This is a genomic window from Roseateles sp. (genome assembly GCF_039595295.1).
Taxonomy (GTDB): Bacteria; Pseudomonadota; Gammaproteobacteria; order Burkholderiales; family Burkholderiaceae_C; genus Roseateles.
Map to the genome: position 1 here is coordinate 369,098 of NZ_JBCNLU010000001.1, position 25,348 is coordinate 394,445.

Annotated in this window: 27 protein-coding genes and 1 pseudogene; 19 read left to right on the forward strand and 9 right to left on the reverse strand. The window is 68.8% G+C overall.

Annotated features, from left to right (window positions below):
* Window positions 1–26: 26 nt before the first annotated feature.
* The 3 genes from ABDW59_RS01720 to ABDW59_RS01730 all read right to left on the reverse strand — a co-directional run bounded on the left by ABDW59_RS01720 (window position 27) and on the right by ABDW59_RS01730 (window position 3,023).
* On the reverse strand, window positions 27–1,304 hold the full coding sequence (locus ABDW59_RS01720) for a HAMP domain-containing sensor histidine kinase (protein WP_343627632.1): 1,278 nt from the start codon (window positions 1,302–1,304) through the stop codon (window positions 27–29).
* Window positions 1,294–1,983: a response regulator transcription factor gene (locus ABDW59_RS01725; RefSeq protein WP_343627633.1), complete on the reverse strand. Its 690-nt coding sequence runs from the start codon at window positions 1,981–1,983 to the stop codon at window positions 1,294–1,296. The genes ABDW59_RS01720 and ABDW59_RS01725 overlap by 11 nt, the downstream gene beginning before the upstream one ends.
* 176 nt (window positions 1,984–2,159) lie before the next feature.
* Window positions 2,160–3,023, reverse strand: coding sequence for a Kdo hydroxylase family protein (locus ABDW59_RS01730; RefSeq protein ID WP_343627634.1), 864 nt, complete (start codon window positions 3,021–3,023; stop codon window positions 2,160–2,162).
* A 313-nt stretch (window positions 3,024–3,336) separates the two neighbouring features.
* On the opposite strand from ABDW59_RS01730, the gene ABDW59_RS01735 reads away from it, so the two are divergent.
* The gene (locus ABDW59_RS01735) at window positions 3,337–3,927 is read left to right on the forward strand and encodes a GNAT family N-acetyltransferase (protein ID WP_343627635.1); all 591 of its coding nucleotides are present in this window, start codon (window positions 3,337–3,339) and stop codon (window positions 3,925–3,927) included.
* A 93-nt stretch (window positions 3,928–4,020) separates the two neighbouring features.
* Here ABDW59_RS01735 and ABDW59_RS01740 read toward each other — a convergent pair.
* A pseudogene (locus tag ABDW59_RS01740) lies at window positions 4,021–4,149 on the reverse strand (Crp/Fnr family transcriptional regulator); the annotation flags it as partial.
* A gap of 212 nt (window positions 4,150–4,361) precedes the next feature.
* Here ABDW59_RS01740 and ABDW59_RS01745 point away from each other — a divergent pair.
* On the forward strand, window positions 4,362–5,198 hold the full coding sequence (locus ABDW59_RS01745) for a hypothetical protein (RefSeq protein WP_343627636.1): 837 nt from the start codon (window positions 4,362–4,364) through the stop codon (window positions 5,196–5,198).
* Between the two features lie 282 nt (window positions 5,199–5,480).
* Here ABDW59_RS01745 and ABDW59_RS01750 read toward each other — a convergent pair whose 3' ends face one another.
* Window positions 5,481–6,182, reverse strand: coding sequence for a Crp/Fnr family transcriptional regulator (locus ABDW59_RS01750; RefSeq protein WP_343627733.1), 702 nt, complete (start codon window positions 6,180–6,182; stop codon window positions 5,481–5,483).
* Between the two features lie 248 nt (window positions 6,183–6,430).
* On the opposite strand from ABDW59_RS01750, the gene ABDW59_RS01755 reads away from it, so the two are divergent.
* The 9 genes from ABDW59_RS01755 (at window position 6,431) to ABDW59_RS01795 (ending at window position 16,405) form a co-directional block, all read left to right on the forward strand.
* A complete protein-coding gene (locus ABDW59_RS01755) occupies window positions 6,431–8,377 on the forward strand; it encodes an AMP-binding protein (protein ID WP_343627638.1) in 1,947 nt (648 codons plus the stop codon).
* A complete protein-coding gene (locus ABDW59_RS01760) occupies window positions 8,377–9,270 on the forward strand; it encodes an ABC transporter ATP-binding protein (protein ID WP_343627640.1) in 894 nt (297 codons plus the stop codon). The genes ABDW59_RS01755 and ABDW59_RS01760 overlap by 1 nt, the downstream gene beginning before the upstream one ends.
* Before the next feature lie 24 nt (window positions 9,271–9,294).
* On the forward strand, window positions 9,295–10,224 hold the full coding sequence (locus tag ABDW59_RS01765; protein WP_343627641.1) for a branched-chain amino acid ABC transporter permease: 930 nt from the start codon (window positions 9,295–9,297) through the stop codon (window positions 10,222–10,224).
* A gap of 24 nt (window positions 10,225–10,248) precedes the next feature.
* Window positions 10,249–11,313: a branched-chain amino acid ABC transporter permease gene (locus ABDW59_RS01770; protein ID WP_343627642.1), complete on the forward strand. Its 1,065-nt coding sequence runs from the start codon at window positions 10,249–10,251 to the stop codon at window positions 11,311–11,313.
* A 62-nt stretch (window positions 11,314–11,375) separates the two neighbouring features.
* Complete coding sequence (locus ABDW59_RS01775) at window positions 11,376–12,695, forward strand: ABC transporter substrate-binding protein (protein ID WP_343627643.1); 1,320 nt, start codon at window positions 11,376–11,378, stop codon at window positions 12,693–12,695.
* Between the two features lie 23 nt (window positions 12,696–12,718).
* Window positions 12,719–13,612, forward strand: a complete 894-nt coding sequence (locus tag ABDW59_RS01780) for an ABC transporter ATP-binding protein (RefSeq protein ID WP_343627644.1) — start codon at window positions 12,719–12,721, stop codon at window positions 13,610–13,612.
* A 35-nt stretch (window positions 13,613–13,647) separates the two neighbouring features.
* On the forward strand, window positions 13,648–13,938 hold the full coding sequence (locus ABDW59_RS01785; RefSeq protein ID WP_343627645.1) for a hypothetical protein: 291 nt from the start codon (window positions 13,648–13,650) through the stop codon (window positions 13,936–13,938).
* Window positions 13,939–13,951: 13 nt separating this feature from the next.
* Entirely contained in the window at window positions 13,952–15,262 is a 1,311-nt protein-coding gene (locus tag ABDW59_RS01790; RefSeq protein ID WP_343627646.1) for an AMP-binding protein, read from the forward strand.
* A gap of 177 nt (window positions 15,263–15,439) precedes the next feature.
* A complete protein-coding gene (locus ABDW59_RS01795) occupies window positions 15,440–16,405 on the forward strand; it encodes a tripartite tricarboxylate transporter substrate-binding protein (protein ID WP_343627647.1) in 966 nt (321 codons plus the stop codon).
* A 106-nt stretch (window positions 16,406–16,511) separates the two neighbouring features.
* On the opposite strand, the gene ABDW59_RS01800 is transcribed toward ABDW59_RS01795, so the two are convergent.
* Together ABDW59_RS01800 and ABDW59_RS01805 are read right to left on the reverse strand one after the other, a co-directional pair.
* The gene (locus tag ABDW59_RS01800) at window positions 16,512–17,237 is read right to left on the reverse strand and encodes a hypothetical protein (RefSeq protein WP_343627649.1); all 726 of its coding nucleotides are present in this window, start codon (window positions 17,235–17,237) and stop codon (window positions 16,512–16,514) included.
* Window positions 17,238–17,303: 66 nt separating this feature from the next.
* The gene (locus ABDW59_RS01805) at window positions 17,304–17,687 is read right to left on the reverse strand and encodes a VOC family protein (protein WP_343627651.1); all 384 of its coding nucleotides are present in this window, start codon (window positions 17,685–17,687) and stop codon (window positions 17,304–17,306) included.
* Between the two features lie 169 nt (window positions 17,688–17,856).
* Between ABDW59_RS01805 and ABDW59_RS01810 the strand changes: the two genes are divergently transcribed.
* Window positions 17,857–18,687: a hypothetical protein gene (locus tag ABDW59_RS01810; RefSeq protein WP_343627652.1), complete on the forward strand. Its 831-nt coding sequence runs from the start codon at window positions 17,857–17,859 to the stop codon at window positions 18,685–18,687.
* Here the strand turns inward: ABDW59_RS01810 and dtd are convergent.
* The gene (gene dtd, locus ABDW59_RS01815) at window positions 18,650–19,087 is read right to left on the reverse strand and encodes a D-aminoacyl-tRNA deacylase (protein WP_343627654.1); all 438 of its coding nucleotides are present in this window, start codon (window positions 19,085–19,087) and stop codon (window positions 18,650–18,652) included. The genes ABDW59_RS01810 and dtd overlap by 38 nt on opposite strands.
* Window positions 19,084–20,043, reverse strand: a complete 960-nt coding sequence (locus ABDW59_RS01820) for a cation diffusion facilitator family transporter (RefSeq protein ID WP_343627655.1) — start codon at window positions 20,041–20,043, stop codon at window positions 19,084–19,086. Before ABDW59_RS01820 ends, dtd begins: the two co-directional genes overlap by 4 nt.
* A gap of 84 nt (window positions 20,044–20,127) precedes the next feature.
* On the opposite strand from ABDW59_RS01820, the gene argB reads away from it, so the two are divergent.
* The 7 genes from argB (at window position 20,128) to hisI (ending at window position 25,281) form a co-directional block, all read left to right on the forward strand.
* The gene (gene argB, locus ABDW59_RS01825; protein ID WP_343627656.1) at window positions 20,128–21,042 is read left to right on the forward strand and encodes an acetylglutamate kinase; all 915 of its coding nucleotides are present in this window, start codon (window positions 20,128–20,130) and stop codon (window positions 21,040–21,042) included.
* Window positions 21,043–21,119: 77 nt separating this feature from the next.
* Window positions 21,120–21,803, forward strand: a complete 684-nt coding sequence (locus ABDW59_RS01830) for a pyrimidine 5'-nucleotidase (RefSeq protein WP_343627658.1) — start codon at window positions 21,120–21,122, stop codon at window positions 21,801–21,803.
* 192 nt (window positions 21,804–21,995) lie between these two features.
* Entirely contained in the window at window positions 21,996–22,688 is a 693-nt protein-coding gene (locus ABDW59_RS01835) for a response regulator transcription factor (protein WP_343627659.1), read from the forward strand.
* 75 nt (window positions 22,689–22,763) lie between these two features.
* On the forward strand, window positions 22,764–23,402 hold the full coding sequence (gene slmA, locus ABDW59_RS01840) for a nucleoid occlusion factor SlmA (protein WP_343627660.1): 639 nt from the start codon (window positions 22,764–22,766) through the stop codon (window positions 23,400–23,402).
* Between the two features lie 56 nt (window positions 23,403–23,458).
* The gene (locus tag ABDW59_RS01845; RefSeq protein ID WP_343627662.1) at window positions 23,459–24,397 is read left to right on the forward strand and encodes an ATP-binding protein; all 939 of its coding nucleotides are present in this window, start codon (window positions 23,459–23,461) and stop codon (window positions 24,395–24,397) included.
* Window positions 24,390–24,869 carry an NUDIX domain-containing protein gene (locus tag ABDW59_RS01850; RefSeq protein WP_343627663.1) on the forward strand — a complete coding sequence of 160 codons (480 nt, stop codon included), beginning with the start codon at window positions 24,390–24,392 and terminating at the stop codon, window positions 24,867–24,869. The genes ABDW59_RS01845 and ABDW59_RS01850 overlap by 8 nt, the downstream gene beginning before the upstream one ends.
* 22 nt (window positions 24,870–24,891) lie before the next feature.
* Window positions 24,892–25,281: a phosphoribosyl-AMP cyclohydrolase gene (hisI, locus tag ABDW59_RS01855; protein WP_343627734.1), complete on the forward strand. Its 390-nt coding sequence runs from the start codon at window positions 24,892–24,894 to the stop codon at window positions 25,279–25,281.
* The last annotated feature ends 67 nt before the right edge of the window (window positions 25,282–25,348 follow it).

Below are 25,348 nucleotides of genomic sequence, written 5' to 3' on the forward strand. Positions count from 1 at the left end.
ACGAGTGACCGGCTTCCGCTCGTTCCTCAGCCCGGCGCGGACTCGACCTGCTCCGCGTCGAAGCTCAGCACGAAGCGCGTCCCCCCCGCCGCCGGCATCTCCAGGCTGACCACCCAGCCCAGGTGCTCGGCCACGCGCTTGACGATGGCCAGGCCCAGTCCGGCGCTGCCCGCGCCGGCCGGATCGACCTGCATGAAGCGGTCGAAGATGCGATCCCGCACGGCGGCCGGGATGCCGATCCCCGTGTCCTCGATGACGACCCGGCCCCGCTCCAGCCGCACGTCCACGCGGCCCTGCTCGGTGAACTGGCAGGCGTTGCGAATCAGGTTGCCCACCGCGATCGCGGCCAGCTCGGGGCGTGCCGGGACTTCCAGCGACGTCGCGTCCGGATCGGCATGCAGCGTCATCTCGACGTCCTTGCCGCGCAGCAGCGGACGGCAACGGTCCATCTCCTGGCGCAGCAGCGGCAGCAGCGCCGTCGGCGGCGCGCCGGTGCTCGCCGGATCGCGCGACAGCAGCAGCATCGCGATCACGCGCTCGCTGGTGTCGGCGGCGGTGCGGCGGATGCGCTCGGCCAGTTCGACCAGGTCATCCCGGCCGCTCAGACGGGCCTTGAGGATCTCGGCGGCGCCCAGCATCACCGCCAGCGGGGTGCGCAACTCGTGGCTGACGTCGCCGGTGAACCAGCGTTCCCGGTCCAGGTAGCGCTGCTGGGCTTCGGTGCTGGCGGCGAAGGCGCGCGACAGCACGCCCAGCTCGTCCGTGGAGTCCAGCAGCGGATAGGCGCGCGGCGCGGCGCCGGTCTCCACCGCCTGCGCCAGCGCGGTGACGGGGGCGACGATGCGGCTGGCGGTCAACTGCGCCAGGAACAGCGCCAGCGCCAGGCAGGCCACGAAGGCCAGGCCCAGCAGGCTGTAGACGCCGGCCTGGATCTTCTCGAAGTCGGCGTCGCGGTCGGTCAGCACGAAGACCGCGCCCAGGTCGTCGCGCAGCAGCGCGTTGACCTGCAGGCCGTCCTGCGTGACCGTGTAGCGGCCGGGCGGCTTGCCCTGCAGCTCCGCCGGAATGGCGCTGCCGCGATAGAGCGTCACGCTGGGCGGCAGATCGGGCGGCAGGTTCTGGCGGGCGCGCTCGACCAGGGAATCCGCGGTGCGGCTCAGGCGCTGGTCGATCAGGCGGTCCTCGATGCTGGAGGCGATGTTCACCGCCGCCACCGCGAAGGCGCCGCAGACCAGCAGCGTCAGCAGCAGGAAGGCCGCGGCGATGCGGGTGCGCAGCGTGGTGGGCGCGGCCTCACGCCGCATTGGGCTCTGGCGATACCAGCCGATAGCCGATGCCCGGATGCGTCTTCAGCAGCGGGATGGGGAAGGGCTTGTCCAGCGCCGCGCGCAGCGCGTGGATGTGGGTGCGCAGGGCGTCGCTGTCGGGCGGGTCGTTGCCCCAGACCTCGCGTTCCAGGTCCTCGCGGCGCACCAGCTTCGGGGCCTCGCGCAGCAGCGCGGCCAGCAGCTTGTAGCCGGTGGGCGTGAGCTGCAGCGGCTTGCCGGCGCGGGTGGCCTCCAGGGTGTCGGGATCGAAGTTGACGTCGGCGTAGCTGACGGCGGTGCTCAGGTGCAGGCCGTGGGAGCGGCGCACCAGCGCCTGCAGGCGGATCTCGAGTTCCACCAGCGAGAACGGCTTGACCAGATAGTCGTCGGCGCCGCTCTCGAAGCCGGTCACCTTGTCGGAGATCGTGTCCCGGGCGGTCAGCATGAGGATGGGGGTGGGGCGGCGGAAATCCTTGCGCAGGCGCCGCGCGACGTCCAGACCGTCCAGTCCGGGCAGGGTCAGATCCAGCACGATCGCGTCATAGGACCCGGCGGCGGCCTGGGCCAGTCCGCCCAGGCCGTTGCGGGCCACGTCCAGCTCGTAGCCCATGGGCTCGAGATAGGCGAACAGGTTGGCCACGATGTCCGGGTTGTCCTCGATCACCAGCAGCTTCATGGGGATGCTCACGTTCCTGCGGCGCCCGGCGCCGCGTCGTCATTCGGAGCGGATCCGGCGCCTGGCCGGCCCGCGGGCCGCGCGGACGGATCGCGTCCGCGCCCAAGCCGGGAATGGTATGCCAGCGGGCCTTGCCCGACCTGTCGCGGGGCTGTCGGGGCCGGGTTCGGCCGGGTTCAGCCGCGCGCGACCAGCGTGCGGGCGGTCATGCGCTCGAGCGTGCGCAGCGGCGATTCCTCGGGGTCGGCCATGGCGGCGACGGGGAGGTGGAAGGTCTGCTCGAAGACGTACTGGCCCTTGAGGGCGGCGTGGGAGACCTGGTCGGTGTAGACGATCCAGGTGGCGCCGGCGGGGAACTCGAACAGGCCGCCCTCGCTCAGCGAGCGCTGATAGCCGAGGTCGGCCTTCATGCCGTCGTGCAGGCCCAGCATGTAATGGTCGTAATCGCTGCGCAGCGCCTTGGTCACGCGCAGCGCGCGCATCAGTCGGTGCTTGCCGGCGAAGGGCCGGGCCAGGCCGGGCATGAAGCGATGGGCGACGGCCTCGAAGGGCTCGCCGACGCGCCACAGGCGCCCGGCGCCGCTGGGATTCACGTTGCTGAACACGCGCAGGATGCGCTCGCCCTGCGTGGGCGAGGACGGGAAGCTGTCCACGTGCAGCCGCGTGTCGTCCTTGCGCCAGGAGGTCTGGCGGCCTTCGATCTCGGCGGTGCGGTAGCTCGTGCGGGCTTGGCGCAGGCCGTCGGCGTAATGGGGGAGCAGACGCAGCAGCAGTCGCAGCGAATGCTCCGCATAGCGGGCCATCACGTCCTGCAGTAGGGCGAGGGTCTCGGGCGAGGCCTCGGCGCCGCGCAGACGCTGGTTGCGCGGGTCGTAGCTGATGTTCTTTCCGGCGCCGCCCAGGTCGGGGCGGAGCAGCTCGCGCTCCTGGCCTTCCAGCTGGAACGGCAACGCGGGGAGCAGCAGCACATGGCCGCGTTCCAGGCAGGCAGTGGCCTTCTCCTGCACCGACGCGGGGAGGGCGCCGGTCCAGCTGTCCACGGGTAGCGAAACGATGTCCGAGAGGACGGGCGCGGAGGCGGGAGTCGCGGCGGACCTCGAAACCGCCAAGGCGGGGGATGGGGAAATTTCTGTCTCGATCACGCGGACACCATAGCTGCTTACAACATTGCCCCGTGCAAAGAAAGCGTGAAGGGACAGTTAACCGAGGAGGGATCTTCGCACGCTCATTCCCGTGGGAGACCGCCGCGATGGGGGATGCGCACCTGTGACGCATGACCGATGGAGAAGGTCGATGAAGGAACCCTTTGGGGCTTGAAATTCACGCTGGGCGCATAATGTGCGGGTTAACCCTATGTTGTCTCCGCTGTCCACCCCCACCGTCGTCGAGCGCCTGACCGGAACCTCCCGGTTAGTGCTGCGCCCGCCCGAGGCGGCGGATGCCCGCGCCTTCAGAGAGCTGCTGTCCGATCCGGCGAACCGTCGCTTCGAGCCGGGCGGCCGGGAGGCGTCGGAGCGCCTGGAGCACTGGCGCATGCTGTGGACGCGTGACGGGCTGGGGCCCTGGGCGGTGGGCTTGCGGGAGCAGCCCGCGCTGGGGGCGATCGGTTTCGGCGGTCTGAGCCGGGAGCGCATCGGCGGGGTGATGGCGCTGCAACTGGAGTTCCACTTCCTGTCCGACTTCTGGGGGCGGGGCTATGCGGCGGAGATGTCGCTGGCGGCGCTGGCGCTGGCCTTCGACGGCCTGCATGTGACGGCGGTGCAGGCGCTGCTGGCGCCGGGGAACACCGCGGCGCGCAAGACGCTGGAGCGGGTGGGGCTGCGGCTGACGGGCTCGGTCGCCGACCACCCGGGCGAGGCGGCCAGCCTGCTCTACGAGATCAACGCCGCGCAGTACGCGGCCCATCCGCACAAGCAGCCGGAAGCGACGCCGTTCGGCGCTTGAGGACAGAAGGCGCCTGACGCGGAAGGCCGAAGCCGCTACTGCTGCGGATACACCCTCAACCCCGCCAGGTCGAGCACCCTGAGGCCCCCGTACTCGATAGAGCTCGCGCTTGAGCAAGGTCCCCTCTCCAAACCATCCGCCCGGCGGCACCCCGGTGAAGGTCACCGGCCGCGCCGCCGCGTCGTCGTTGCTCATCTTGAGCAAGCCGTCGATCACGCCGAAGCGGGGTGGGCCACTCGTGGCTGACGTCCGGTGAACCAGCGTTCCCGGTCGTGGGGCTGTCATGTGGCTGTCGAACGGAACTCCTCGATTTCTGCTGGGCGAATCCTGCACCGCGGCAGCGCCAGGATCGGCGATGCCGTCCCGAGGTCATAGGCGACCCCGGCGGCTTCCGGTCGAATGCCTGCTGTTGTCGGAAACGAGTGGAGGCCAAGTTGCTGCAGGTCGTGTGCGTGAGCTGGGGCGAGCGCTATTCCCCTGCGGTCGTCGACGGGATGAGCAGGGCGGTCCGCCGGCAATGTTCGCGACCGGTGCGGTTCATCTGCATCAGCGATCGGCCTCCGCAGGCGTACGCGCCGGAGATCGAAGTGCTGCCGTTTCCTCGTTTCGCGCGGCCATTCCCCACGTTGGGATGGGGGTGCTTCCTCAAGCTCAGCGTGTTCGCGCGAGGGCTGCTCGCGCCGGACCTGCCGACGGTCTATCTGGATCTCGACACGCTCGTGCGGGGCGACCTGGCGGTGCTGGCCCGGGAACTGGAGCGTCACGGCGGGATGCTGATGCTACGCAACCATCTTTTGCCGACCTGGCGTCTGCCCTCGGCACTGTGCCCGGGGGGCTACTACTTTGGCAACTCATCGGTGCTGGCGTTCCGGCCAGGCGAATTCACGCAGCTCTTCGACGACTTCAATGACGCCGCGACGTGGAAGCACGCCGGGCGGCTTCCGAGCCGCCTGCGGACGGACGAGCGATTCATCAGCCACTGGGCACGTGAACGGTTGCGTGTCTTCCCCGCCTCGCTGGCGGTCAAGTTCGCCCAGGAATACATCTCCTTCTGGCCGGCCTGGCAGGGCCTGATCGCGCGACTGCCTTGGGTGCGCCGTCGGCGCCGGGAGCAGGTGGTCGTGACCTTCGTCGGCGAGGATTTCAAGCCCGCGCGGCTGGCCGCGGTCCGTCCCGGCGACGTCCTGCGCTACAAGCGTCGACGCGTTCGCTGGTCGACCCCTGAGTTTTCCGAGTATTTCCAATCGGTCCTGGAGCGGGGGCTGCGCTGATGCCGTCGAGCGGCTCACGGCGACCCGCCGGCTGAGCCGGCGTCCGCCTGCCGCGGCGGATGCACGTAGCTTCCGCGACCTGCTGACCGATCCCGCGAACCGCCCGTTCGACACGGGCGGTCTGGCCGCGTCCGAGCGCCTGGAACAGTGGCGCGCGCTGTGGTCGCGCGATGGGGGAGTTCCACTTCCTGTCGGACCACTGGGGCCAGGGCTACGCCGCGGAGAAGCGACGCCGTTCGGCGCTTGAGGACAGAAGGCGCCTGACGCGGAAGGCCGAAGCCGCTACTGCTGCGGATACACCCTCAACCCCGCCAGGTCGAGCACCCTGAGGCCTCCGTACTCGACCGCGATGAGGCGCTGTTCCTGCAGGTGGCGCAGCGCCTCGTTGACGCGCTGGCGGGACAGCCCCACCAGATGTCCGAGCTCCTGCTGCGTGATCCGCAGCAGCCCGCCCACCCCCGGATACAGCAGCGGATGGAACAGCGCCGCCAGATTGCGCGCCACCCGCAGGTCCGGGTCGCTCTGGCGGTCGATCTCCCGCGCGGCGATGAACTGGCCCAGCCGCTCGTTGAGCTGGTTCAGCACGTAACGGTTGAAGGCCAGGCTGCTCTCCAGCAGTTCATGGAAGCTCTCCAGCGGCAGCCCCGCCACCACGCTGCGCCGCAGCGCCTGGATGTTGTAGCGATAGACCTCGCGCTTGAGCAAGGTCCCCTCTCCAAACCATCCGCCCGGCGGCACCCCGGTGAAGGTCACCGGCCGCGCCGCCGCGTCGTCGTTGCTCATCTTGAGCAAGCCGTCGATCACGCCGAACCAGTAATTGGCTTCACGACCGATCCGGCAGACCCGCTCCCCCACCTCGACCTCGGCCACCTGGATGCTCGAGGCCACGCGCTCGCGCAGCTCCGGCTCCAGGGCCTTGAGCCAGGGAATGGCGGCCATCTCCTGAGACGTGGCGGCCCGCGCCCGCAAACGCAGCGGGAGCATCGGCACGGGCGGAGCGAGGGGGGAACGGAGGGGGGCGTCGGTGTGGGCGTCCATCCCCCTATTCATCGCGTCACTCGATGACATCAGGCTGACGCGACCCCCTGGGGAAAACACGCCCCCGAACTCTCCCTAGGAATGTCGGCGCAACGACAACACGACGTCAATGGTCGCGCCTACAGTCCATTCACCCCCGCGGATCGAGCGGCTCCATCAGAGAGACGACAGCGGGGGAGCACAAGGAGACAACGGTGGAACACACCTTCCCCCGGCTGTTGCTGGCTCACGCCCGGCAGCGTCCGCACGCACCCGCCCTGCGCGAGAAAGAACTCGGCATCTGGCAGACGCTGGATTGGGCCGCGCTCGCCGCACTCGTGCGCGACATGGCGCACGGCTTCGCGGCCGCCGGCATGACGCGCGGTCAGCACCTGGTCGTCATCGGCGAGAACCGCCCCCGGCTCTACGCCGCGATGCTCGCCGCGCAGTCGCTGGGCGCGATCCCGGTGCCGCTGTATCAGGACGCCGTCGCCGCCGAATTCGCCTACCCGCTGCAGAACGCCGAGGTCGCCTTCGCCATCGTCGAGGACCAGGAGCAGGTCGACAAGCTGCTGGAGATCCGGCCGCAATGCCCCTTGCTGAGCCGCATCTGGTTCGACGATCCGCGCGGCCTGCGGCATTACACGGCCGACGGCCTGGCCTCCATCGAGTCGCTGTGCGACGAGGGCCGCGCCCACGCGCTGCGCCATCCGGGCCTGTTCGAGACCGAGGTCGACGCCAGCCGCGCCGACGATGTGGCGGCGATGTTCTTCACCTCGGGCACCACCGGCCACCCCAAGGGCGTGGTCCACACCCATGCCTCGCTGATCGATCGCGCGCTCGCGGGGGCGCGCTTCGACAAACTCACGCATGACGAGGAGGTGCTCGCCTATCTGCCCTGCGCGTGGATCGGCCAGAACATCTTCAGCTACGCGCAATGGCTGGCCTGCGGCTACGTCGTCAACTGCCCCGAGTCCGCCAGCACCGTCAGCATCGATCTCAAGGAGATCGGCCCGACCTACTACTTCGCGCCGCCGCGCGTCTTTGAAGGCCTGCTCACCAGCGTGATGATCCGCATGGAGGACGCCGGCGCGGTCAAGCGCTGGATCTTCGCGCGCTGCATGGACCTGGCGCGCCGCGTCGGGCCCGCGCTGATGGACGGCCAATCGGTCGGCACGCTGGATCGCTGGAAGTACCGCCTCGGCGACGCGCTGATCTACGGCCCGCTGCGCAACACGCTGGGCTTCTCGCGGGTGCGCGTCGCCTACACCGCGGGCGAGGCGATCGGGCCCGATCTGTTCAGCTTCTATCGCTCGATCGGCATCAACCTCAAGCAGCTCTACGGCTCGACCGAGACCGCCGTCTTCGTCTGCCTGCAGCCCGATCACGAGGCCAAGTCCGACACGGTCGGCGTGCCCATTGACGGCGTCGAGATCCGCCTGGCGGAGAGCGGCGAGATCCTGGTGCGCTCGCCCGGTCTGCTCAAGGGCTATTACAAGAATCCGGCGGCCACGGCCGAGGTGCTCGATGCCGAGGGCTGGTACCGCACCGGCGACGCGGGCTTCCTGGACGCGGGCGGTCATCTGAAGATCATCGACCGCGCCAAGGACGTGGGCCGCCTGCGCGGCGGCGCGCATGACGGCGCGATGTTCGCGCCCAAGTATGTGGAGAACAAGCTGAAGTTCTTCGCCTTCATCAAGGAGGCGGTGGCCTTCGGCGACGGGCGCGATCGCGTCTGCGCCTTCATCAACATCGACGTCGAGGCGGTGGGCAACTGGGCCGAGCGCCGCAACCTCCCTTATGCCGGCTACACCGACCTGGCGGGCAAGCCCGAGGTCTACGCGCTGATCAAGGACTGCGTGCAGCAGGTCAACGCGGACCTGGCACAGGACGAGCGCCTCGCGGGCAGCCAGATCACCCGATTCCTGGTGCTGCACAAGGAGCTCGATGCGGACGACGGCGAGCTCACCCGCACCCGCAAGGTCCGCCGCGGCGCGATCGCGGAGAAGTACGAGCCGCTGATCGCCGCGCTCTACGCGGGCAAGCGCTCGCAGTTCATCGAGACGGCGGTCCGCTTCGAGGACGGCCGCACCGGCAAGGTCGCCGCCGACCTGCGCATCGAGGAGGCCGACACCTTCTCTCCCACCCGGAGGGCCGCCTGATGAGCGCCACCATCGCCGCGCCGGGATCGGCGCTGTTTCAGGAAGCCGGCGCGCAGCCCTCGACGCCCGCGGCCGTCGCCTCGTCGGGCAGCGCCGCGACGGGCCGCCGCATCGGGGACGTGATCCTCGAGGCGCGCGGCATCACGCTGTCCTTCGGCGGCGTGAAGGCGCTCAACGACATCAGCTTCGACGTCCGCGAGCACGAGATCCGCGCCATCATCGGTCCCAACGGCGCGGGCAAGAGTTCGATGCTGAACTGCATCAACGGCGTCTACCAGCCGCAGCAGGGCAGCGTGATGTTCCGGGGTCAGGACATGCGCAAGCTCAGCCCGCGCGTGCGCTTGCGCCGCATGGCCGAGATGGGCGTCGCGCGCACCTTCCAGAACCTGGCGCTGTTCAAGGGCATGAGCGTGCTGGACAACATCATGACCGGCCGCAACCTGCGCATGAAGCGCAACCTGCTGTGGCAGGCGCTGCGCGTCGGACCCGCGGTGCAGGAGGAGATCGTCCATCGCGAGAAGGTCGAGCGCATCATCGATTTCCTCGAGATCCAGGCGCATCGCAAGACGCCCGTCGGCGGCCTCCCGTATGGCCTGCAGAAGCGCGTGGACCTGGGCCGCGCGCTGGCGATGGAGCCGAAGGTCCTGCTGCTGGACGAGCCCATGGCGGGCATGAACGTCGAAGAGAAGCAGGACATGTGCCGCTTCATCCTGGACGTCAACGACGAGTTCGGCACCACCATCGTGCTGATCGAGCACGACATGGGCGTGGTCATGGACATCAGCGACCGCGTCGTGGTGCTGGACTACGGCCGCAAGATCGGCGACGGGACGCCCGACGAGGTGCGCGCCAATCCCGAAGTCATCCGCGCCTACCTCGGCGCCGGCGAGTGAGGCCTCGCGGCCAAGGACACGATCATGGGCTTCTTCCTCGAAACCGTCTTCGGCGGGCTGATGGCCGGCATGCTCTACGCGCTGGTGGCGCTGGGCTTCGTGCTGATCTTCAAGGCCTCCGGCGTCTTCAACTTCTCGCAGGGCGCGATGGTGCTGTTCGCGGCGCTCGCGATGGCGCGCTTCGCCGAATGGTTCCCGCAGTGGCTGGGCTTCGAGAACCCGCTGCTGGCCAATGTGCTGGCGCTGATCGCGGCGGCCGCCTGCCTGGTCGTGGTGGCCTGGCTGGTGGAGCGGCTCGCGCTGCGCGGTCTGGTCAACCAGCCGGCGATCACGCTGCTGATGGCGACGCTGGGCATCAGCTACTTCCTGGACGGCGCGGGTCAGCTGATCTTCGGCAGCGCGACCTACAAGATCGACGTCGGCCTGCCCAAGGATCCGATGTTCGTGCTCGAGAACGTCTTCCAGGGCGGGCTGCTGCTCAACAAGGAGGACCTGTACTCCGCGGTGATCGCGGCGCTGCTGGTGGGTGCGCTGACGCTGTTCTTCCAGAAGACCCGCACCGGCCGAGCGCTGCGCGCGGTCGCCGACGACCATCAGGCCGCGCAGTCCATCGGCATTCCGCTGGCGCGCATCTGGGTGATCGTGTGGTCGGTGGGCGGGCTGGTCGCGCTGGTGGCCGGGATCATCTGGGGCAGCAAACTGGGCGTGCAGTACTCGATCTCGCTGGTGGCGCTGAAGGCCTTCCCGGTCGTGATCCTGGGCGGGCTGACCTCGGTGCCGGGCGCCATCCTGGGCGGGCTGATCATCGGCGTGGGCGAGAAGCTCTCCGAGATCTACCTCGGCCAGCACCTGGGCGGCGGCATCGAGAACTGGTTCGCCTACGTGCTCGCGCTGGGCTTCCTGCTGGTGCGGCCGCAAGGGCTGTTCGGCGACAAGATCATCGACCGCGTCTGACGCGCGCAGGCAAGGAGACCCCTCGTGCTCTATCGTGAAAACGGACAGTTCAAGTCCTCCTACCGCGCGGACCTGGCGCTGTTCCCCATCGCGCAGGACCGCCTGGCGATGCTGGTGCTGGCGCTGACGGCCTTCGTCGCCGTGCCCTGGGTGGCCAGCGACTACACCTTCCGCGCCATCCTCATCCCCTTCCTCGTGCTGTCGCTGGCGGCGCTGGGCCTGAACGTGCTGGTGGGCTACTGCGGGCAGATCTCCCTGGGCACCGGCGCCTTCATGGCGGTGGGCGCCTACGCGGCCTACAACCTGCTGGTGCGCGTCGAGGGCATGCCGCTGCTGCTGGCACTGCTGGGCGGCGGTCTGGCGTCGACGGTCTGCGGCGTGCTGTTCGGCTTGCCGAGCCTGCGCATCCGCGGGCTGTATCTGGCGGTGGCGACGCTGGCGGCGCAGTTCTTCATCGACTGGTTCGTCAACCGCGTGCCGTGGGTGACCAACCACTCGTCCTCGGGCTCGGTCAGCGTCGGGGGGCTGCAGATCTTCGGCCTGCCGCTGGAGACGCCGGTGCAGCGCTATCTGCTGTGCCTGTCGCTGGTGGTGGTCTGCGCGCTGGCGACCAAGAACCTGGTGCGCGGCGCCATCGGCCGCGAGTGGATGGCGATCCGCGACATGGACGTGGCCGCCGCCGTCATCGGCATCCGGCCGGTGCATGCCAAGCTGACCGCCTTCGCGGTGAGCAGCTTCATCGTCGGCGTGGCCGGCGCGCTGTGGGGCTTCATCCACCTGGGCGCCTGGGAGCCGGCCGCCTTCGGCATCGACAAGTCCTTCCAGCTGCTGTTCATGATCATCATCGGCGGGCTGGGCTCGATCGCCGGCAGCTTCTTCGGCGCCGCCTTCATCGTGCTGCTGCCGCTGCTGCTGAACTACGTGCCGCACTGGCTGGGCCTGCCGCTGTCCACCGGCACCGCCTCGCACCTGGAGCACATGATCTTCGGCGCGCTGATCGTGTTCTTCCTCATCGTCGAGCCGCACGGCTTGGCGCGGCTGTGGTCCACCGCGCGCCAGAAGCTGCGCCTGTGGCCGTTCCCGCATTGAGCGCATTTGAGTCCACGAGATTTCAAACCGCACCGCAGAGTGCACCATCAGGAGACGACACCATGAGCTTGAAGACCCTCGCGCGGGGCGCGCTGACCGTGGCGGCCTTGGCCGCGGCCGCCGTGCCCTTCCTGGCACAGGCGCAGGCCGCCAACGAGCAGTTCATCCCGCTGCTGGTGTACCGCACCGGCCAGTTCGCGCCGCTGGGCATTCCCTGGGCCGACGGCAAGCAGGACTACCTGAAGCTGATCAACGCGCGCGACGGCGGCGTGAACGGCGTCAAGCTCGCCTATGAGGAATGCGAGACCGCCTACGACGCCGCCAAGGGCGTCGAGTGCTACGAGCGCCTGAAGGGCAAGGGCGGCGGCGCGTCGGGCTTCGACACGCAGTCCACCGGCATCACCTTCGCGGTGACCGACAAGGCCATCCTCGACAAGGTGGTCGTCGAGACACCGGGATACGGCCTGTCGCAGTCGGCCGACGGCACCGTCTTCGAATGGAATTTCCCGCTGCTGGGCACCTACTGGACCGCCGCCGACGTGATGCTGCAGGACATCGCGAAGAAGGAGAAGGGATCGCTCAAGGGCAAGAAGATCGCGCTGGTCTATCACGATAGCCCTTATGGGAAGGAGCCGATTCCGCTGATCCAGAAGCGCGCCGCGGCCGAGGGCTTCGAGGTGCTGCTGTATCCGGTCACGCCCCCGGGCGTGGAGCAGAAGTCCACCTGGCTGCAGATCCGCCAGCAGCGGCCGGACTACGTGCTGTTCTGGTCCGCCGGCGTGATGACGCCGGCCGGCATCCGCGAGGCCCAGGCCAGCGGTTATCCGCGCGAGAAGATCTACGCCGTGTGGTGGGCCGGCTCGGACCATGACGTCAAGGACATCGGCGCCGGCGCCAAGGGCTACAACGCGATCACGCTGCACAACAGCGCGGCCAAGGACAAGGTCCATGACGAGCTGAAGAAGTTCGTCTACGACAAGGGCCAGGGCACCGGCGCGCCCACCGGCATCGGCGCGATCGCGCACACCCGCGGCATGATGATCTCGATGCTGCAGGTCGAGGCCATCCGCACCGCGCAGGAGAAGTTCGGCAAGGGCAAGGTCATGACGCCCGAGCAGGTCCGCTGGGGCTTCGAGAACCTGAACCTGACCGCCGACCGGCTCAAGGCGCTGGGCTTCGGCGAGGTGATGCGTCCGGTGCAGACCAGCTGCGCCAATCACATGGGCACGGACTGGGCGCGGATCGTCCAGTGGGACGGCGCGAAGTGGAACATCGCCTCCGACTGGTACCAGTCGGACAAGACCCACATCGATCCGCTGGTCAAGGAGTACGCCGCCAAGTACGCCAAGGACAAGAACCTCAAGCCGCGCAGCTGCGGCTGATCCGCCGATCGAGGAATCCCGCCATGCAAGCCACCATCGCAACACCTGACCCCGTGGGGGCCACGACCGGCATCGACACCGGCAGCGGTGCCGTCGCCGCGAACGAGGCCGCGGCCACGCCGCTGCTCGACGTCAACGGCATCGAGGTCATCTATCACCACGTGATCCTGGTGCTCAAGGGCGTGTCGTTGCGCGTCCCCACGGGCGCGGTGGTGGCCTTGCTGGGCGGCAACGGCGCCGGCAAGACCACGACGCTGCGCGCCATCTCCAACCTGCTGGCGGGCGAGCGCGGCGAGGTGACCAAGGGTTCCATCGAGCTGCGCGGCGAGCGCATCGAAAAGCTCTCACCGGCCGAGCTGGTCCATCGCGGCGTCGTCCAGGTGATGGAGGGGCGTCACTGCTTCGCCCACCTGACGATCGAGGAGAACCTGCTCACCGGCGCCTATGCGCGCCGCGACGGCAAGGCCGCCGTGGCCGAGACGCTGGAGAAGGTCTACAGCTACTTCCCGCGGCTCAAGACGCGGCGGACCTCGCAGGCCGCCTACACCTCGGGCGGCGAGCAGCAGATGTGCGCGATCGGCCGGGCGCTGATGGCAGGGCCCAAGATGGTGCTGCTGGACGAGCCCTCGATGGGCCTCGCGCCGCAGATCGTCGAGGAGGTCTTCGAGATCGTGCGCGACCTCAACCAGAAGGAGGGCACGACCTTCCTGCTGGCGGAGCAGAACACCAACATGGCGCTGCGCTACGCCGATTACGGCTACATCCTCGAGAACGGCCGCGTCGTCATGGACGGCGCCGCGCAGGCCCTGCGCGACAACGAGGACGTGCGCGAGTTCTATCTCGGCATGGGCGGCGGCGACCGCAAGAGCTTCCGCGACGTCAAAAGCTACAAGCGGCGCAAGCGCTGGTTGACGTAAGCAGCACATCGCAGGGTTTCAAGGGAGAGCAGTTCATGGACAACGACTTCTTCGCGCCGCCGCCGTTCAAGGTCGAGGAACAGCTGGTGCAGCTGCGCCGCGCGCTGCGCGAGCTGCGCAGCCTCACCGAACGGGGCGACGCCTGGAGCTTCGAAGGGCAGGAGGTCCTGAAGCTCGTCGCCGGCGACGGCCAGATCGACGCCAAGCTGGCGCGCAAGCCGGCCCGCAGCCCCGACTGGGACGCGCGCCCGTGCCGGTCCTCGGCCGACGTGCGCAAGCTGCAGGACGAGCTCAAGCGCCGGCTCGCGCAATGGGCGGATGAATGAGGAGGGACGAGTGATGGCCGCCGATGTCTCTGCGGTGCTCCCTGGCGGGATCGCCTCCGATTTCTACGACGCGCACGAGACCCGCGACGCCGCCGCGCGCGAGGCGGCGCTGCTGGCCGCGCTGCCCCATCAGATCGCCCATGCGCGTCGGAACACCGATGCCTACGGCGAGCTGCTGTCGGACGTCGACCCCGAGCAGGTGCGCACCCGGGCGGCGCTGGCGCGCCTGCCGGTGACGCGCAAGTCCGACCTGCTGGCGCGCCAGCAGGCGGTGCGGGCGGCGCGGCCATCCGAGCCCTTCGGCGGTTTCTCCGCCATCGGCTGGCGCGGGCTCAAGCGCGACAGCGGCGCGCGCCGCGTGTTCCAGTCGCCGGGCGCCATCTATGAGCCCGAGGGCCTGGGCCGCGATTACTGGCGCCTGGGCCGCGCCCTGCATGCGGCCGGGCTGCGCGCGGGCGACCTGGTCCACAACTCCTTCAGCTATCACCTGACGCCGGCCGGCGCCATGATGGAAGGCGGCGCCGAGGCGCTGGGTTGCACCGTCTTCGCGGGCGGCGTCGGCAACACCGAGCTCCAGCTCCAGGCCATGGCCGAGCTGCGCCCGCAGGCCTACATCGGCACGCCCAGCTTCCTCAAGATCCTGCTGGACAAGGCGGCCGAGCAGGGTCAGTCCTTGTCGGTGCGCAAGGCGCTGGTCAGCGGCGAGGCCTTCCCGCCTTCGCTGCGCGACTGGTGCGGCGAGCGCGGCGTGGCCGGCTTCCAGTGCTACGCCACGGCCGACCTGGGGCTGATCGCCTACGAGACCGCGGCGCGCCAGGGCCTGGTGCTCGACGAGGGCGTGATCCTCGAGATCGTGCGACCCGGCACCGGCGATCCGGTGCCGGACGGCGAGGTGGGCGAGGTGGTCGTCACCACGCTGAATCCGGATTACCCGCTGATCCGCTTCGGGACCGGGGATCTCTCGGCGGTACTGCCGGGCGCCTGCCCGACGGGCCGGACCAATGTCCGCATCAAGGGCTGGATGGGCCGGGCGGATCAGAGCGCCAAGGTGCGCGGCATGTTCGTCCATGCCGGGCAGGTGGCCGAGGTGCTGCGGCGCTTCCCCGAGGCCGGACGCGGACGGCTGGTCGTCGAGGGCGAGATGGCCCAGGACCGGATGACGCTGAAGGTGGAGGTCGACCGCCAGGTGCCGGAGGGCTTGGGCGAGCGCATCGCCGTCGCGCTGCGCGAGGTGACCAAGCTGCGCGGCGAGGTGGCCTTCCTCGCGCCGGGCGCGCTGGTCAACGACGGCAAGGTCATCGAGGACCTTCGGAAGTACGAGTGACGGGCGCCGGCAAAGCCGCAGCGACCGCTGTCGCTGCACGCCGTACGGCGGCATGGCGTGGTGCCGATACCGGTACCTCACAGTCGCTTACGTAGTTTCCGCTAGGCGTGCGCACAGCGCCGGATCTAGCATCCGCGCCATCACCCACACCGTCCCTAGAAAAGGGGAGACCTCCACATGAAGAAGATCCTGCTGGCCGCCGTGGCGGCGCTGACCGCTGGTGCTGCCTGGGCCGACTATCCGGACAAGCCGGTGACCATCGTGGTGCCGTTCGCCGCGGGTGGTCCGACCGACAAGGTGGCGCGCGATCTGGCCGAGGCGCTGCGCAAGCCGCTCAACGCCACGCTGGTGATCGAGAACGTCGGCGGCGCCGGCGGCACGCTGGGCGCGACCAAGGTGTCCAAGGCCGCGCCGGACGGCTACACCCTGCTGCTGCACCACATCGGCATGTCGACCTCGCCGGCCCTGTACCGCAACCTGCAGTACAAGACGCTGGACGACTTCGAGTACCTGGGCCTGGTCAACGAAGTGCCGATGACGCTGATCTCGCGTCCCAGCCTGCCGGCCAACAACTACGCCGAGCTGCTGAAGTGGCTGGGCGCCAACAAGGGCAAGATCAACCTGGCCAACGCCGGCCTGGGATCCGCCTCGCACCTGTGCGGCCTGCTGTACATGAGCACGCTGAAGATGGACATGACCACCGTCCCGTACAAGGGCACGGGGCCGGCCATGACCGATCTGATCGGCGGCCAGGTCGACATCATGTGCGACCAGACCACCAACACCACGACGCAGATCGAGGGTGGCAAGGTCAAGGCCTTCGCGGTGTCGACGCCCAAGCGCCTGAGCGGCTCGCTGTCCAAGCTGCCGACGCTGGACGAGTCCGGCATGAAGGGCTTCAACGTGACGATCTGGCACGGCCTGTACGCGCCCAAGGGCACGCCCAAGGCGGTGCTGGACAAGATCAACACGGCGCTCAAGACCGCGCTGAAGGATCCCGAGTTCCACAAGCGCGAGGAAGCGCTGGGCGCGGTGATCGTGACCGATGCGCGCGTCAATCCGGCCGAGCACAAGAAGTTCGTCTCCGACGAGATCAACAAGTGGACGCCGGTCATCAAGGCGGCGGGTCAATACGCGGACTGATCGACGACTTTCCCGACGTCGGCCAAGTCTCGCCGACACCCGCTCCAAAGCCCGCCCTTCGGCGGGCTTTGTCTTTGCGGGCGCGGATGAGCGCATCACCGCCGCCTCAGCGGGGGGGCCATCCGCCGCTCACCCCTGCCGACAGAACGCGGCTCATGGCCTGGAGCCCCGTGAGCGCGGACTGGAGCTTGAGCAAGCCTTCGGGGTCTCGGAGGTCCCGCTCGTCGCAGTCGGCCAGAAGATCCCGTGCCGCGCTCATCTCCGTGATGCCCGGCATGTTGGAGCGGCCGCGAATGCCGGTCTTGTCGACGTCCTCCATCACGAGGCGGCGCAAGCGGAACGACGCGACCCAGTTGCCCGTTGCGGGCGCCGGACCTTCCCAGAAGCGGCGAGGGTTCCAGTCGGGGAGGGGCTCCAGACCGATCGCGCCCTCGTCGACGGCGAAGGCCAGCAATGAGCGCATCTCCGCTTGCCAGTTTGTCAACCAAACGAGCGGCGAATGCTGCGCCGCGCCGCTTGGCGAGTGGCCCCGCATCAGTGCCTGTGCGTGGGAGTTGAGGGCGTCGGCACGTTGCCTCACCAGGTCCTTGTCATGGAAGTCGCAGTCGGCCAACGCGCGCTGCAGCAAGCCATGGCACTCCTCAAGTCGACGATGCAGAAGCCGCAGGTTCGTGGTCGGGCTGCTGTGCGCGTGATCGAGACGGGCGAGGTCGTCCTGAAGACGTTGCTGGGCGGTCTGAGGGCGACGGTTCTGCGCGCCGACGGTGTCGGGGTCCGTCGGAGGCGGCTCGGTGTCAATCGGGCGGGAGTCGTGAGGAGTCATGCGGTCCATGAAGGGCTCCGGTGGTTGGGAGCGGCTTCAGTGGGACGGCGTGGCGTGCGATGCCGCGCTCGAACGTCATGCCGGCGCGCGGCAGACCACGGCCAGCTTGTTGCCGTCCGGGTCGCGGAAGTAGGCGGCGTAGAAGTTCGGGCCGTAGATCTCGCGCGGACCGGGCTTGCCCTCGTCGCGGCCGCCGCCGGCAATGGCCGCGGCATAGGCGGCGTTCACCTGCTCGCGCGTGGAGGCGGCCAACGCCAACATCGTGCCGTTTCCGGCCGTCGCGTCCAGCTCATTGAACGGGGCGACCACCCACAGCTGCGTCTCGCCGCCCTCGGGGCCGTAGCCGACCATCTCGTCGTCCGAGTAGCCGGGCTTGAGCCCCAGCGGCGCGAGCACCGCGTCATAGAAGGTCTTGGCCGCGCGGCGGTCGTTGCTGCCCAGGGTGACGTAGCTGATCATGAACGGATCCTTGAGTTCGATGTGAGGTGCCGATCCCCCATTCTCGTCAGTTTGATGACCTGGCTTGATGGCGGACGTCGACCTTGTCAGCCGAATTGATGGAGCCCGGCCGCCACTAGAGCGTCCTTTCCGACCTTGTCTCGATTCATAGGTTCATGAAAGGAACACCATGTTCTCGTTGACGTCCACCCCTGCCCACCATCGGCCTGCATCCCCGGATGACCTGACGCTCGTCGCCTCAGGCGAAGACGGGGACCCGGTAAGCACCTGGGAGGCTCTGCGCGAGGAGGTCCTGCAGGCGCATCACTGTCTGAATGAGCTGTCCGCCGAGATCGCACAACAACCGAGGTCCGTGCTGCGCGATACCGCGCAGGCGTTTGCGACGGGGGTAGAAGGCAGCTTGAGGGCATTGGAGAGGCGAGTCCGGGCCAGGCCCGTGGAGGCAGTGGAGAACGCGGCGCAGGAGATGAAGCGCATCCAGAAGGACCTCGGAGCACTCGAATTGATGCGTCGCGCGATCGTGATCGCCGGCTCGGAGTTGGGCCGAATGGTGCCCGTCGCGCTCGATCCGCAAGGTGGCCATGAGCAGACGGGCAGGACGCGCTATGAGGTGTCGATATCCAGCATCGAGACGCACACCACGCCCAACAGACTGCATGACGGTCGAATGTTCTTGGTGAGGACCACCACTGCCAACAATCTCAATGTCAATGTCGATGTCAATGTCAAAGGCTCCAGCCTCCATTTGCCCCCCGCGCCCACCCTGGCCGACATGCCAGTGAGGACCGGCGCAGGCGTTGCTCGTGCTGAGGCACGACCCAGAAACCTTGTGGCGGTGTGCCATGCCGAAGCGGAGCAGCCGCGGGACATGGGAAGGCAAGTGCGTCCCGCACGCGGCTTCCGGGCGTTCCGGGAACGGCTTGGAAGCGCCTTGCGCAGTCTCCTTCCCGACAGCCGCCGCCTCACATCCGCATCGGAATCGTCACCGGCCCGTCGTTGATGAGTTCCACCTGCATGTCGGCGCCGAACTCGCCGGTCGCCACGACCGGATGATGCGAGCGCGCGAAGCTCACCGCATGCTCGTAGAGCCGGCGGCCCAGCTCGGCCGGCGCCGCGGCGGTGAAGCTGGGCCGGTTGCCGCCGGAGGTGTCCGCCGCCAGCGTGAACTGCGAAACGATCAGCAGCCCGCCGCCCACGTCCTGCAGGCTGCGGTTCATCTTGCCGGCCTCGTCGCTGAAGATGCGCAGCTTCAGGATCTTGAGCAGCAGCTTCTCGACCACCGCCTCACCGTCCTGCCGCTCGGCGCAGATCAGCAGCAGCAGACCCGGGCCGATCTCCCCGGTGCGGCGATCACCGACGTCGACATGAGCGCGCTTGACGCGCTGGAGCAGGGCGATCATTCCGTGATGTCCTTTCTGGGCGTGGTGGGATGGGCGTCGTCCGGCGCGGGCGGCAAGGGCTGACCGGCCTGGTCGCCGGCCAACTCGGCAAAGCGCGTCTCCACATTGGCGGGCAGCAGCTGGATGCTGGCGCGAAGGCCGGGCAGGGCGCGCATCAGGGATTGCTCGACCTCGCCGCGCAGCGCGGCCGCATGGCCCAGCGTCCAGCGCGCCGGCACATGCAAGTGCAGGTCAACGAAACGCTGTGGACCGGCGACCCGCGTGGCGACGTGATCGAAGCGCAGGTCCGGCGATTCGAAGCCCGCCAGCACCGCGGCAATGGCGCGCTGGTCCTCGGTGTCCAGCGCCTGATCCATCAGCCCGCCGGTCGAGCGCCACATCAGATGCATGGCCTCGCGCAGGATGTTCAGCGCGACCAGCATGGCCAGCAGCGGATCCAGCCAGGTCCAGCCCGTCAGGATCACGCCGATCAGGCCGGCCACCACGCCGACCGAGGTCCAGACATCGGTGAACAGATGGCGGGCGTCGGCCTCCAGCGCGATGGAGCGGTGCACCCGCGAGGCCTTCATCATCGCCATGGCCAGCGCCCCGTTGATGGCCGTGCTGACCAGCGACAGCGCCAGGCCCAGACCCAGTTGCTCCAGCGGCTGCGGATTCAGGAAGCGGCCGATCGCGGCCCAGGCGATGCCCAGCGCGGCGATCAGGATCAGCGCGCCCTCGAAGGCGCTGGAGAAGTACTCGGCCTTGTGATGGCCGAAGGGGTGATCCGCATCGGGCGGACGGCGGGCGATGGTCACCATGGCCAGACCGAACAGCGCTCCCGCCAGGTTCACCCCGGACTCGAGCGCGTCCGAGGCCAGGCTCACCGAGCCGGTCCACCACCAGGCGGCCGTCTTCAGGGCGATGGTCAGCACCGCCACGACCGCGGAGAGCTTCAGGTATTGCTGGACTTGCATGGCCCGGATTCTGCCGGTCCTAGAATCGCAGCCGCGGCGCCCGGGCGCACGCGCTTCTGACGATTTCTCCTGCCGGAACAGCACATGAGCAACTCCTCTCCCGTCCACGACGCCGATCTGAGCCACATCCCGCCGCGCGACAAGGCGGAACTGCTGTCCCAGGCGCTGCCCTACATCCGCAAGTACCACGGCAAGACCATCGTCATCAAGTACGGCGGCAACGCCATGACGGACCCGGCGCTGCAGCAGGACTTCGCCGAGGACGTGGTGCTGCTCAAGCTGGTCGGCCTGAACCCGGTGGTGGTGCACGGCGGCGGTCCGCAGATCGAGGACGCGCTCAACAAGCTGGGCAAGAAGGGCCACTTCATCCAGGGCATGCGCGTGACCGACGAGGAGACCATGAGCGTCGTCGAATGGGTGCTGGCCGGTGAAGTCCAGCAGGACATCGTCGGCCTGATCAACGCCGCCGGCGGCAAGGCGGTCGGACTGACCGGTCGCGACGGCGGCATGATCCGCGCCAAGCGCCTGCGCATCCTGGACAAGGACGACCCGGCCAAGGAACACGACATCGGCCAGGTGGGCGACATCGTCAGCATCGACCCCAGCGTCGTGAAGGCGCTGCAGGACGACCAGTTCATCCCCGTCGTCAGCCCCATCGGCTTCGGCGAGAACAACGAGAGCTACAACATCAACGCCGACGTCGTGGCCGCCAAGCTGGCCACGGTGCTGCAGGCCGAGAAGCTGCTGATGCTGACCAACATCCGCGGCGTGCTGGACAAGCAGGGCGAGCTGCTGGTCGAGCTCACCCCGCGCCGCATCGACGAGCTGGTCGCCGACGGCACCATCAGCGGAGGCATGATCCCCAAGATCGCCGGCGCGATCGACGCGGCCAAGAGCGGCGTCAACGCGGTCCACATCATCGACGGCCGCGTGCCCCACGCGATGCTGCTGGAGATCCTCTCCGAGAAGGCCTTCGGCACGATGATCCGCTCGCACTGAGCGGCCTCGCATTGGCCCGGCTCCCTGCGCTCGTACGCCGGCATCCCCGCCGGCATGCGCCCCAACGACAGATCCTCATGGGTAGCCTGGGCGGCTCGGGGGCCGCGGGCGCCGACACGGTCTGGCTCTTCGACCTCGACGACACGCTGCACCACGCCAGCGGCGGCTCCTTCGCCGCCATCGGCGCGGCGATGAACGAGTACATCGTGCGGGAGCTGGGCGTCGACGCCGAGCAGGCGCAGGCGCTGCGCCGCCGCTACTGGCGGCTCTACGGCGCGACGCTGCTCGGGCTGATCCGCCATCACCAGATCCCGGCCTCGCAGTTCCTGGACGAGGTCCATGCGCTGCCGGCGCTCGAGTCGATGTTGCGCGGCGCGCGCGCGGACCTGGCTTGGTTGCGCCGCCTGCCGGGCCGCCGCATCCTCCTGACCAACGCGCCGGAGCGCTACGCCCGCCGCGTGCTCAAGGCGCTGGGCATCAGCATGCTGTTCGAGCGCGTCATCGGCGTCGAGCACATGCGCATGTTCGGCCATTACCGGCCCAAGCCCGACCTGCGCATGCTGCGTCACGTCTGCGCGCAGCTGCGCGTCGCGCCCTCGCGATGCACGCTGGTCGAGGACAGCCTGGCCAATCTGCGCAGCGCGCGCGCTCTGGGCATGCGCACGGTCTGGATGCGCGGCTGGATGGACGAGCCGGGCCGCCACCGCCCCGCCTGCGTCGACCGGCGTGTGGACAGATTGCATCGCCTCCCCCCTCGATGAGGGGGGGCGGCGGCGGGGTGTTCCGCCCCTGCGCGGGAGTGCCGTTTGCCTTGGCCTCCCTCGGACGCCGGGGTGGCGGGGAGCGGTCGCGGGGACTGGCCCAAGGTCACACCACTGCAAGCTGGGGATTGCCGCTGAAAGACGCGACAACCCAGAATGCGCCCGAACGGCTCCAAAGCCGTGAGGGATTGCATGTCACTATTCAGCGTCTTGATCGTCGAAGACCAGCTTCGGTTCCGCGAGGCCTTCGCCCACGCCCTGGAAAAGGCGCCTGACATCCGGCTCGTCGGCATGGCCACCGACCTGCCGCAGGGGAGGAAGATGTTCGACCAGACACGTCCCGACGTGTTGCTGGTCGACCTGGACCTGCCCGGCGGCAGCGGCATCGAGCTGATCCGGCACGCCGCCCACGTCGCGCCCGAGTGCGAGGTCATGGTCATCTCCGTCTTCGGCGATGAGCAGCACGTGCTCTCCAGCATCGAGGCCGGCGCCACCGGCTACCTGCTCAAGGATTCGCTTGCGCTGGACCTGCCGGGTCAGCTGCGCTCGCTGCGCGCGGGCGGCAGTCCGATCTCCCCGGTGATCGCGCGCCGGCTGCTGCTGCGCCTGGCCCCGCAGGGCAACAGCAGCCACGCGCCGCGCGGCTTCGGCGACTCGGCCCCGATGCCGCTGGTCGATGAGCAGGTCGTCGCGCTGTCCGAGCAGGAATCGCGCGTGCTGCACCTGGCCGCCAAGGGCTTCACCTTCGACGAGATCGCCCAGTTCATGAACGTGTCGCCGCACACGATCATGACCTACGTGAAGCGCACCTACCGCAAGCTGCAGGTGCGCTCCAAGGTCGAGGCCATCTACGAGGCACGACGCCTGGGCTGGCTGCGGGACTGAGCGTACGTCGTCCGGCATCAGCCCCAGGCACGGCCTGGGCCTGTGCCAGAATCGCCGCACACTCCGCCCCCTCCCATGCACACCAGCCCCCCCGACGCTCCGGACACGCCCGCGACCAAGCCCGCGGAGCTGCCCCGCAAGCGGCTCAAGCCTGGGGAACGCCGCGTCCAGATTCTGCAGACGCTGGCCAGCATGCTGGAGCAGCCCGGCGCGGAGCGCGTGACCACGGCGGCGCTCGCCGCGCGGCTGGAGGTCAGCGAGGCCGCCCTGTATCGACACTTTGCCAGCAAGGCGCAGATGTTCGAGGGCCTGATCGAATTCATCGAGACCAGCATCTTCTCGCTGCTCAACCAGATCGCCGAGCGCGAGACCGACGGTCTGGCGCAGGCGCGCCGCATCGTCGCGGTGCTGCTGCAGTTCGGCGAGCGCAATCCGGGCATGGCCCGGGTGATGGTCGGCGACGCGCTGGTCTACGAGAACGAACGCCTGGTCGCGCGCATGAACCAGTTCTTCGACAAGGTCGAGTCGGCCCTGCGCCAGGGCCTCCGCACGGCGGCCGAGGCCTCGGGCTCGAGCACCCCCACGGTCGAGGCGCAAGCCCAGGCCTCGGTGCTGGTGAGCTTCATCATCGGCCGGCTGCAGCGCTACGCGCGCTCAGGCTTCAAGCGCCTTCCGACCGAACAGTTGGATGCCGCAATGCGAATGCTGGGATGACTGGCGCCGCCGCGTAGCGCCCGTCGCGGCGGGCGCGGCCCTCTAAACTCGGGCTCATGTCCGACGCCCTTGACGCCCTGCTGCGGCGCGCCGACGCGCTGCTCAACCGCCTGGAGGCCGTGCTGCCCCAGCCCCTCACGCCGCCCGACTGGTCGGGCGCGGTCGCCTTCCGCTACCGCAAGCGCGGCGCGAGCGCGCGGCTGGAGCCGGTCAAGCACCTGTCCACGATCCGGCTGGGCGACCTCAAGGAGGTCGAGCCGCAGAAGGAGCGCCTGCTGCGCAACACGCGCCAGTTCGTGCAGGGCCAGCCGGCCAACAACGTGCTGCTCACCGGCGCGCGCGGCACGGGCAAGAGCTCGCTGATCAAGGCCTGTCTGAACGAGTTCGCCGATCAGGGCCTGCGCCTGATCGAGGTCGACAAGGCCGATTTGGTCGACCTGCCGGATCTGGCCGATCTGGTCGCCGACCGGCCGGAGCGCTTCGTCATCTTCTGCGACGACCTGAGCTTCGACGAGGGCGAGGCCGGCTACAAGGCGCTGAAGTCCATGCTCGACGGTTCGGTCGCCGCGGCCACCGACAACCTGCTGATCTACGCGACCAGCAACCGCCGCCATCTGCTGCCCGAGCAGATGAAGGACAACCTGGGCTACACGCACACCGAGCGCGACGGCAACGTCGAGGTGCATCCGGGCGAGGCGGTCGAGGAGAAGATCTCGCTGTCCGAGCGCTTCGGCCTGTGGATCAGCTTCTACAGCTTCAGCCAGCAGGAGTACCTGGCCATCGTCGCGCAGTGGTTGTCGCACTTCGGCCTGGACCCGGCCCGCATCGAGGCCGCGCGTCAGCCGGCGCTGGTCTGGGCGCTGGAGCGCGGCTCGCGCTCAGGCCGCGTGGCCTATCAATTCGCGCGGGATCTGGCGGGGCGGGGCGGCTCGTCGGAGGGGACGCCGGCACCGTCCAAGGACGCCGACGCGCCGGAAGGACTGGACCATGTCTGAGCGCGAGCAAGCCCATCCGCTGAGCCCCGTGGGCGCCACCGACCGCGTGCCGGTCGAGGTCGCCGTCGGCGTGCTGGTGCGCCGCGACGCGCAGGGCCGCGAGACCGAGTTCCTGCTGACTTCGCGCCCCGAGGGGAAGGTCTACGCGGGCTACTGGGAGTTCCCCGGCGGCAAGCTGGAGGCGGGCGAGACCGTCGAGCAGGCGCTGCGCCGCGAGCTGCACGAGGAGCTGGGCATCACGATCGGCGAGGCGCATCCCTGGAAGGTCGAGCTGATGGAATATCCGCACGCCAAGGTCCGGTTGAACTTTTGCAAGGTCTACGAGTGGACCGGCGAGTTCGAGATGCGCGAGCAGCAGACCATGAGCTGGGAACGCCTGCCGGTGCAGGTGCAGCCGGTGCTCCCCGGGACGATCCCGGTGCTGCAGTGGTTTGCGGCGGAGCGCTTCCATGTGGGCCTCACCCATGTCTGAGACCCCGGACTACACTGCCGCGATGGATTGGCTGGATCAGATCAAGTGGGACCGCGACGGGCTGGTGCCCGTCATCGCGCAGGAGCAGGGCTCCGGCGACATCCTCATGTTCGCGTGGATGAATCGCGAGGCCCTGGCCCGCACCGCCGAAATCGGCGAGGCGGTCTACTGGAGCCGCTCGCGCCAGAAGCTGTGGCACAAGGGCGAGGAGTCCGGCCACACGCAGCAGGTCCACGGCATCCGGCTGGACTGCGACAACGACGTGGTGCTGCTGAGCATCACCCAGCACGGCCATGAACCCGGCATCGCCTGCCACACCGGCCGCCACAGCTGCTTCTTCCAGAAGCTGGAGAACGGCCAGTGGACGACGGTGGAGCCGGTCCTCAAAGATCCGGCCAGCATCTACAAATGAGGGGCGGAGCCGGGCATGACGCCCTCCTGGCCTCACTCCCCCAGCCCGAGACGCGAATCCTGAAGCG

What these genes read in the sequence shown, in the direction of transcription:
- ABDW59_RS01720 (WP_343627632.1), bottom strand. Translation starts at nt 1,304, where the DNA reads ATGCGGCGTGAGGCCGCGCCCACCACGCTGCGCACCCGCATCGCCGCG.
- ABDW59_RS01725 (WP_343627633.1), bottom strand. Translation starts at nt 1,983, where the DNA reads ATGAAGCTGCTGGTGATCGAGGACAACCCGGACATCGTGGCCAACCTG.
- ABDW59_RS01735 (WP_343627635.1), top strand. Translation starts at nt 3,337, where the DNA reads ATGTTGTCTCCGCTGTCCACCCCCACCGTCGTCGAGCGCCTGACCGGA.
- ABDW59_RS01750 (WP_343627733.1), bottom strand. Translation starts at nt 6,182, where the DNA reads ATGCTCCCGCTGCGTTTGCGGGCGCGGGCCGCCACGTCTCAGGAGATG.
- ABDW59_RS01760 (WP_343627640.1), top strand. Translation starts at nt 8,377, where the DNA reads ATGAGCGCCACCATCGCCGCGCCGGGATCGGCGCTGTTTCAGGAAGCC.
- ABDW59_RS01765 (WP_343627641.1), top strand. Translation starts at nt 9,295, where the DNA reads ATGGGCTTCTTCCTCGAAACCGTCTTCGGCGGGCTGATGGCCGGCATG.
- ABDW59_RS01775 (WP_343627643.1), top strand. Translation starts at nt 11,376, where the DNA reads ATGAGCTTGAAGACCCTCGCGCGGGGCGCGCTGACCGTGGCGGCCTTG.
- ABDW59_RS01780 (WP_343627644.1), top strand. Translation starts at nt 12,719, where the DNA reads ATGCAAGCCACCATCGCAACACCTGACCCCGTGGGGGCCACGACCGGC.
- ABDW59_RS01785 (WP_343627645.1), top strand. Translation starts at nt 13,648, where the DNA reads ATGGACAACGACTTCTTCGCGCCGCCGCCGTTCAAGGTCGAGGAACAG.
- ABDW59_RS01790 (WP_343627646.1), top strand. Translation starts at nt 13,952, where the DNA reads ATGGCCGCCGATGTCTCTGCGGTGCTCCCTGGCGGGATCGCCTCCGAT.
- ABDW59_RS01795 (WP_343627647.1), top strand. Translation starts at nt 15,440, where the DNA reads ATGAAGAAGATCCTGCTGGCCGCCGTGGCGGCGCTGACCGCTGGTGCT.
- ABDW59_RS01800 (WP_343627649.1), bottom strand. Translation starts at nt 17,237, where the DNA reads ATGGACCGCATGACTCCTCACGACTCCCGCCCGATTGACACCGAGCCG.
- ABDW59_RS01805 (WP_343627651.1), bottom strand. Translation starts at nt 17,687, where the DNA reads ATGATCAGCTACGTCACCCTGGGCAGCAACGACCGCCGCGCGGCCAAG.
- ABDW59_RS01810 (WP_343627652.1), top strand. Translation starts at nt 17,857, where the DNA reads ATGTTCTCGTTGACGTCCACCCCTGCCCACCATCGGCCTGCATCCCCG.
- dtd (WP_343627654.1), bottom strand. Translation starts at nt 19,087, where the DNA reads ATGATCGCCCTGCTCCAGCGCGTCAAGCGCGCTCATGTCGACGTCGGT.
- ABDW59_RS01820 (WP_343627655.1), bottom strand. Translation starts at nt 20,043, where the DNA reads ATGCAAGTCCAGCAATACCTGAAGCTCTCCGCGGTCGTGGCGGTGCTG.
- argB (WP_343627656.1), top strand. Translation starts at nt 20,128, where the DNA reads ATGAGCAACTCCTCTCCCGTCCACGACGCCGATCTGAGCCACATCCCG.
- ABDW59_RS01830 (WP_343627658.1), top strand. Translation starts at nt 21,120, where the DNA reads ATGGGTAGCCTGGGCGGCTCGGGGGCCGCGGGCGCCGACACGGTCTGG.
- ABDW59_RS01835 (WP_343627659.1), top strand. Translation starts at nt 21,996, where the DNA reads ATGTCACTATTCAGCGTCTTGATCGTCGAAGACCAGCTTCGGTTCCGC.
- slmA (WP_343627660.1), top strand. Translation starts at nt 22,764, where the DNA reads ATGCACACCAGCCCCCCCGACGCTCCGGACACGCCCGCGACCAAGCCC.
- ABDW59_RS01845 (WP_343627662.1), top strand. Translation starts at nt 23,459, where the DNA reads ATGTCCGACGCCCTTGACGCCCTGCTGCGGCGCGCCGACGCGCTGCTC.
- ABDW59_RS01850 (WP_343627663.1), top strand. Translation starts at nt 24,390, where the DNA reads ATGTCTGAGCGCGAGCAAGCCCATCCGCTGAGCCCCGTGGGCGCCACC.
- hisI (WP_343627734.1), top strand. Translation starts at nt 24,892, where the DNA reads ATGGATTGGCTGGATCAGATCAAGTGGGACCGCGACGGGCTGGTGCCC.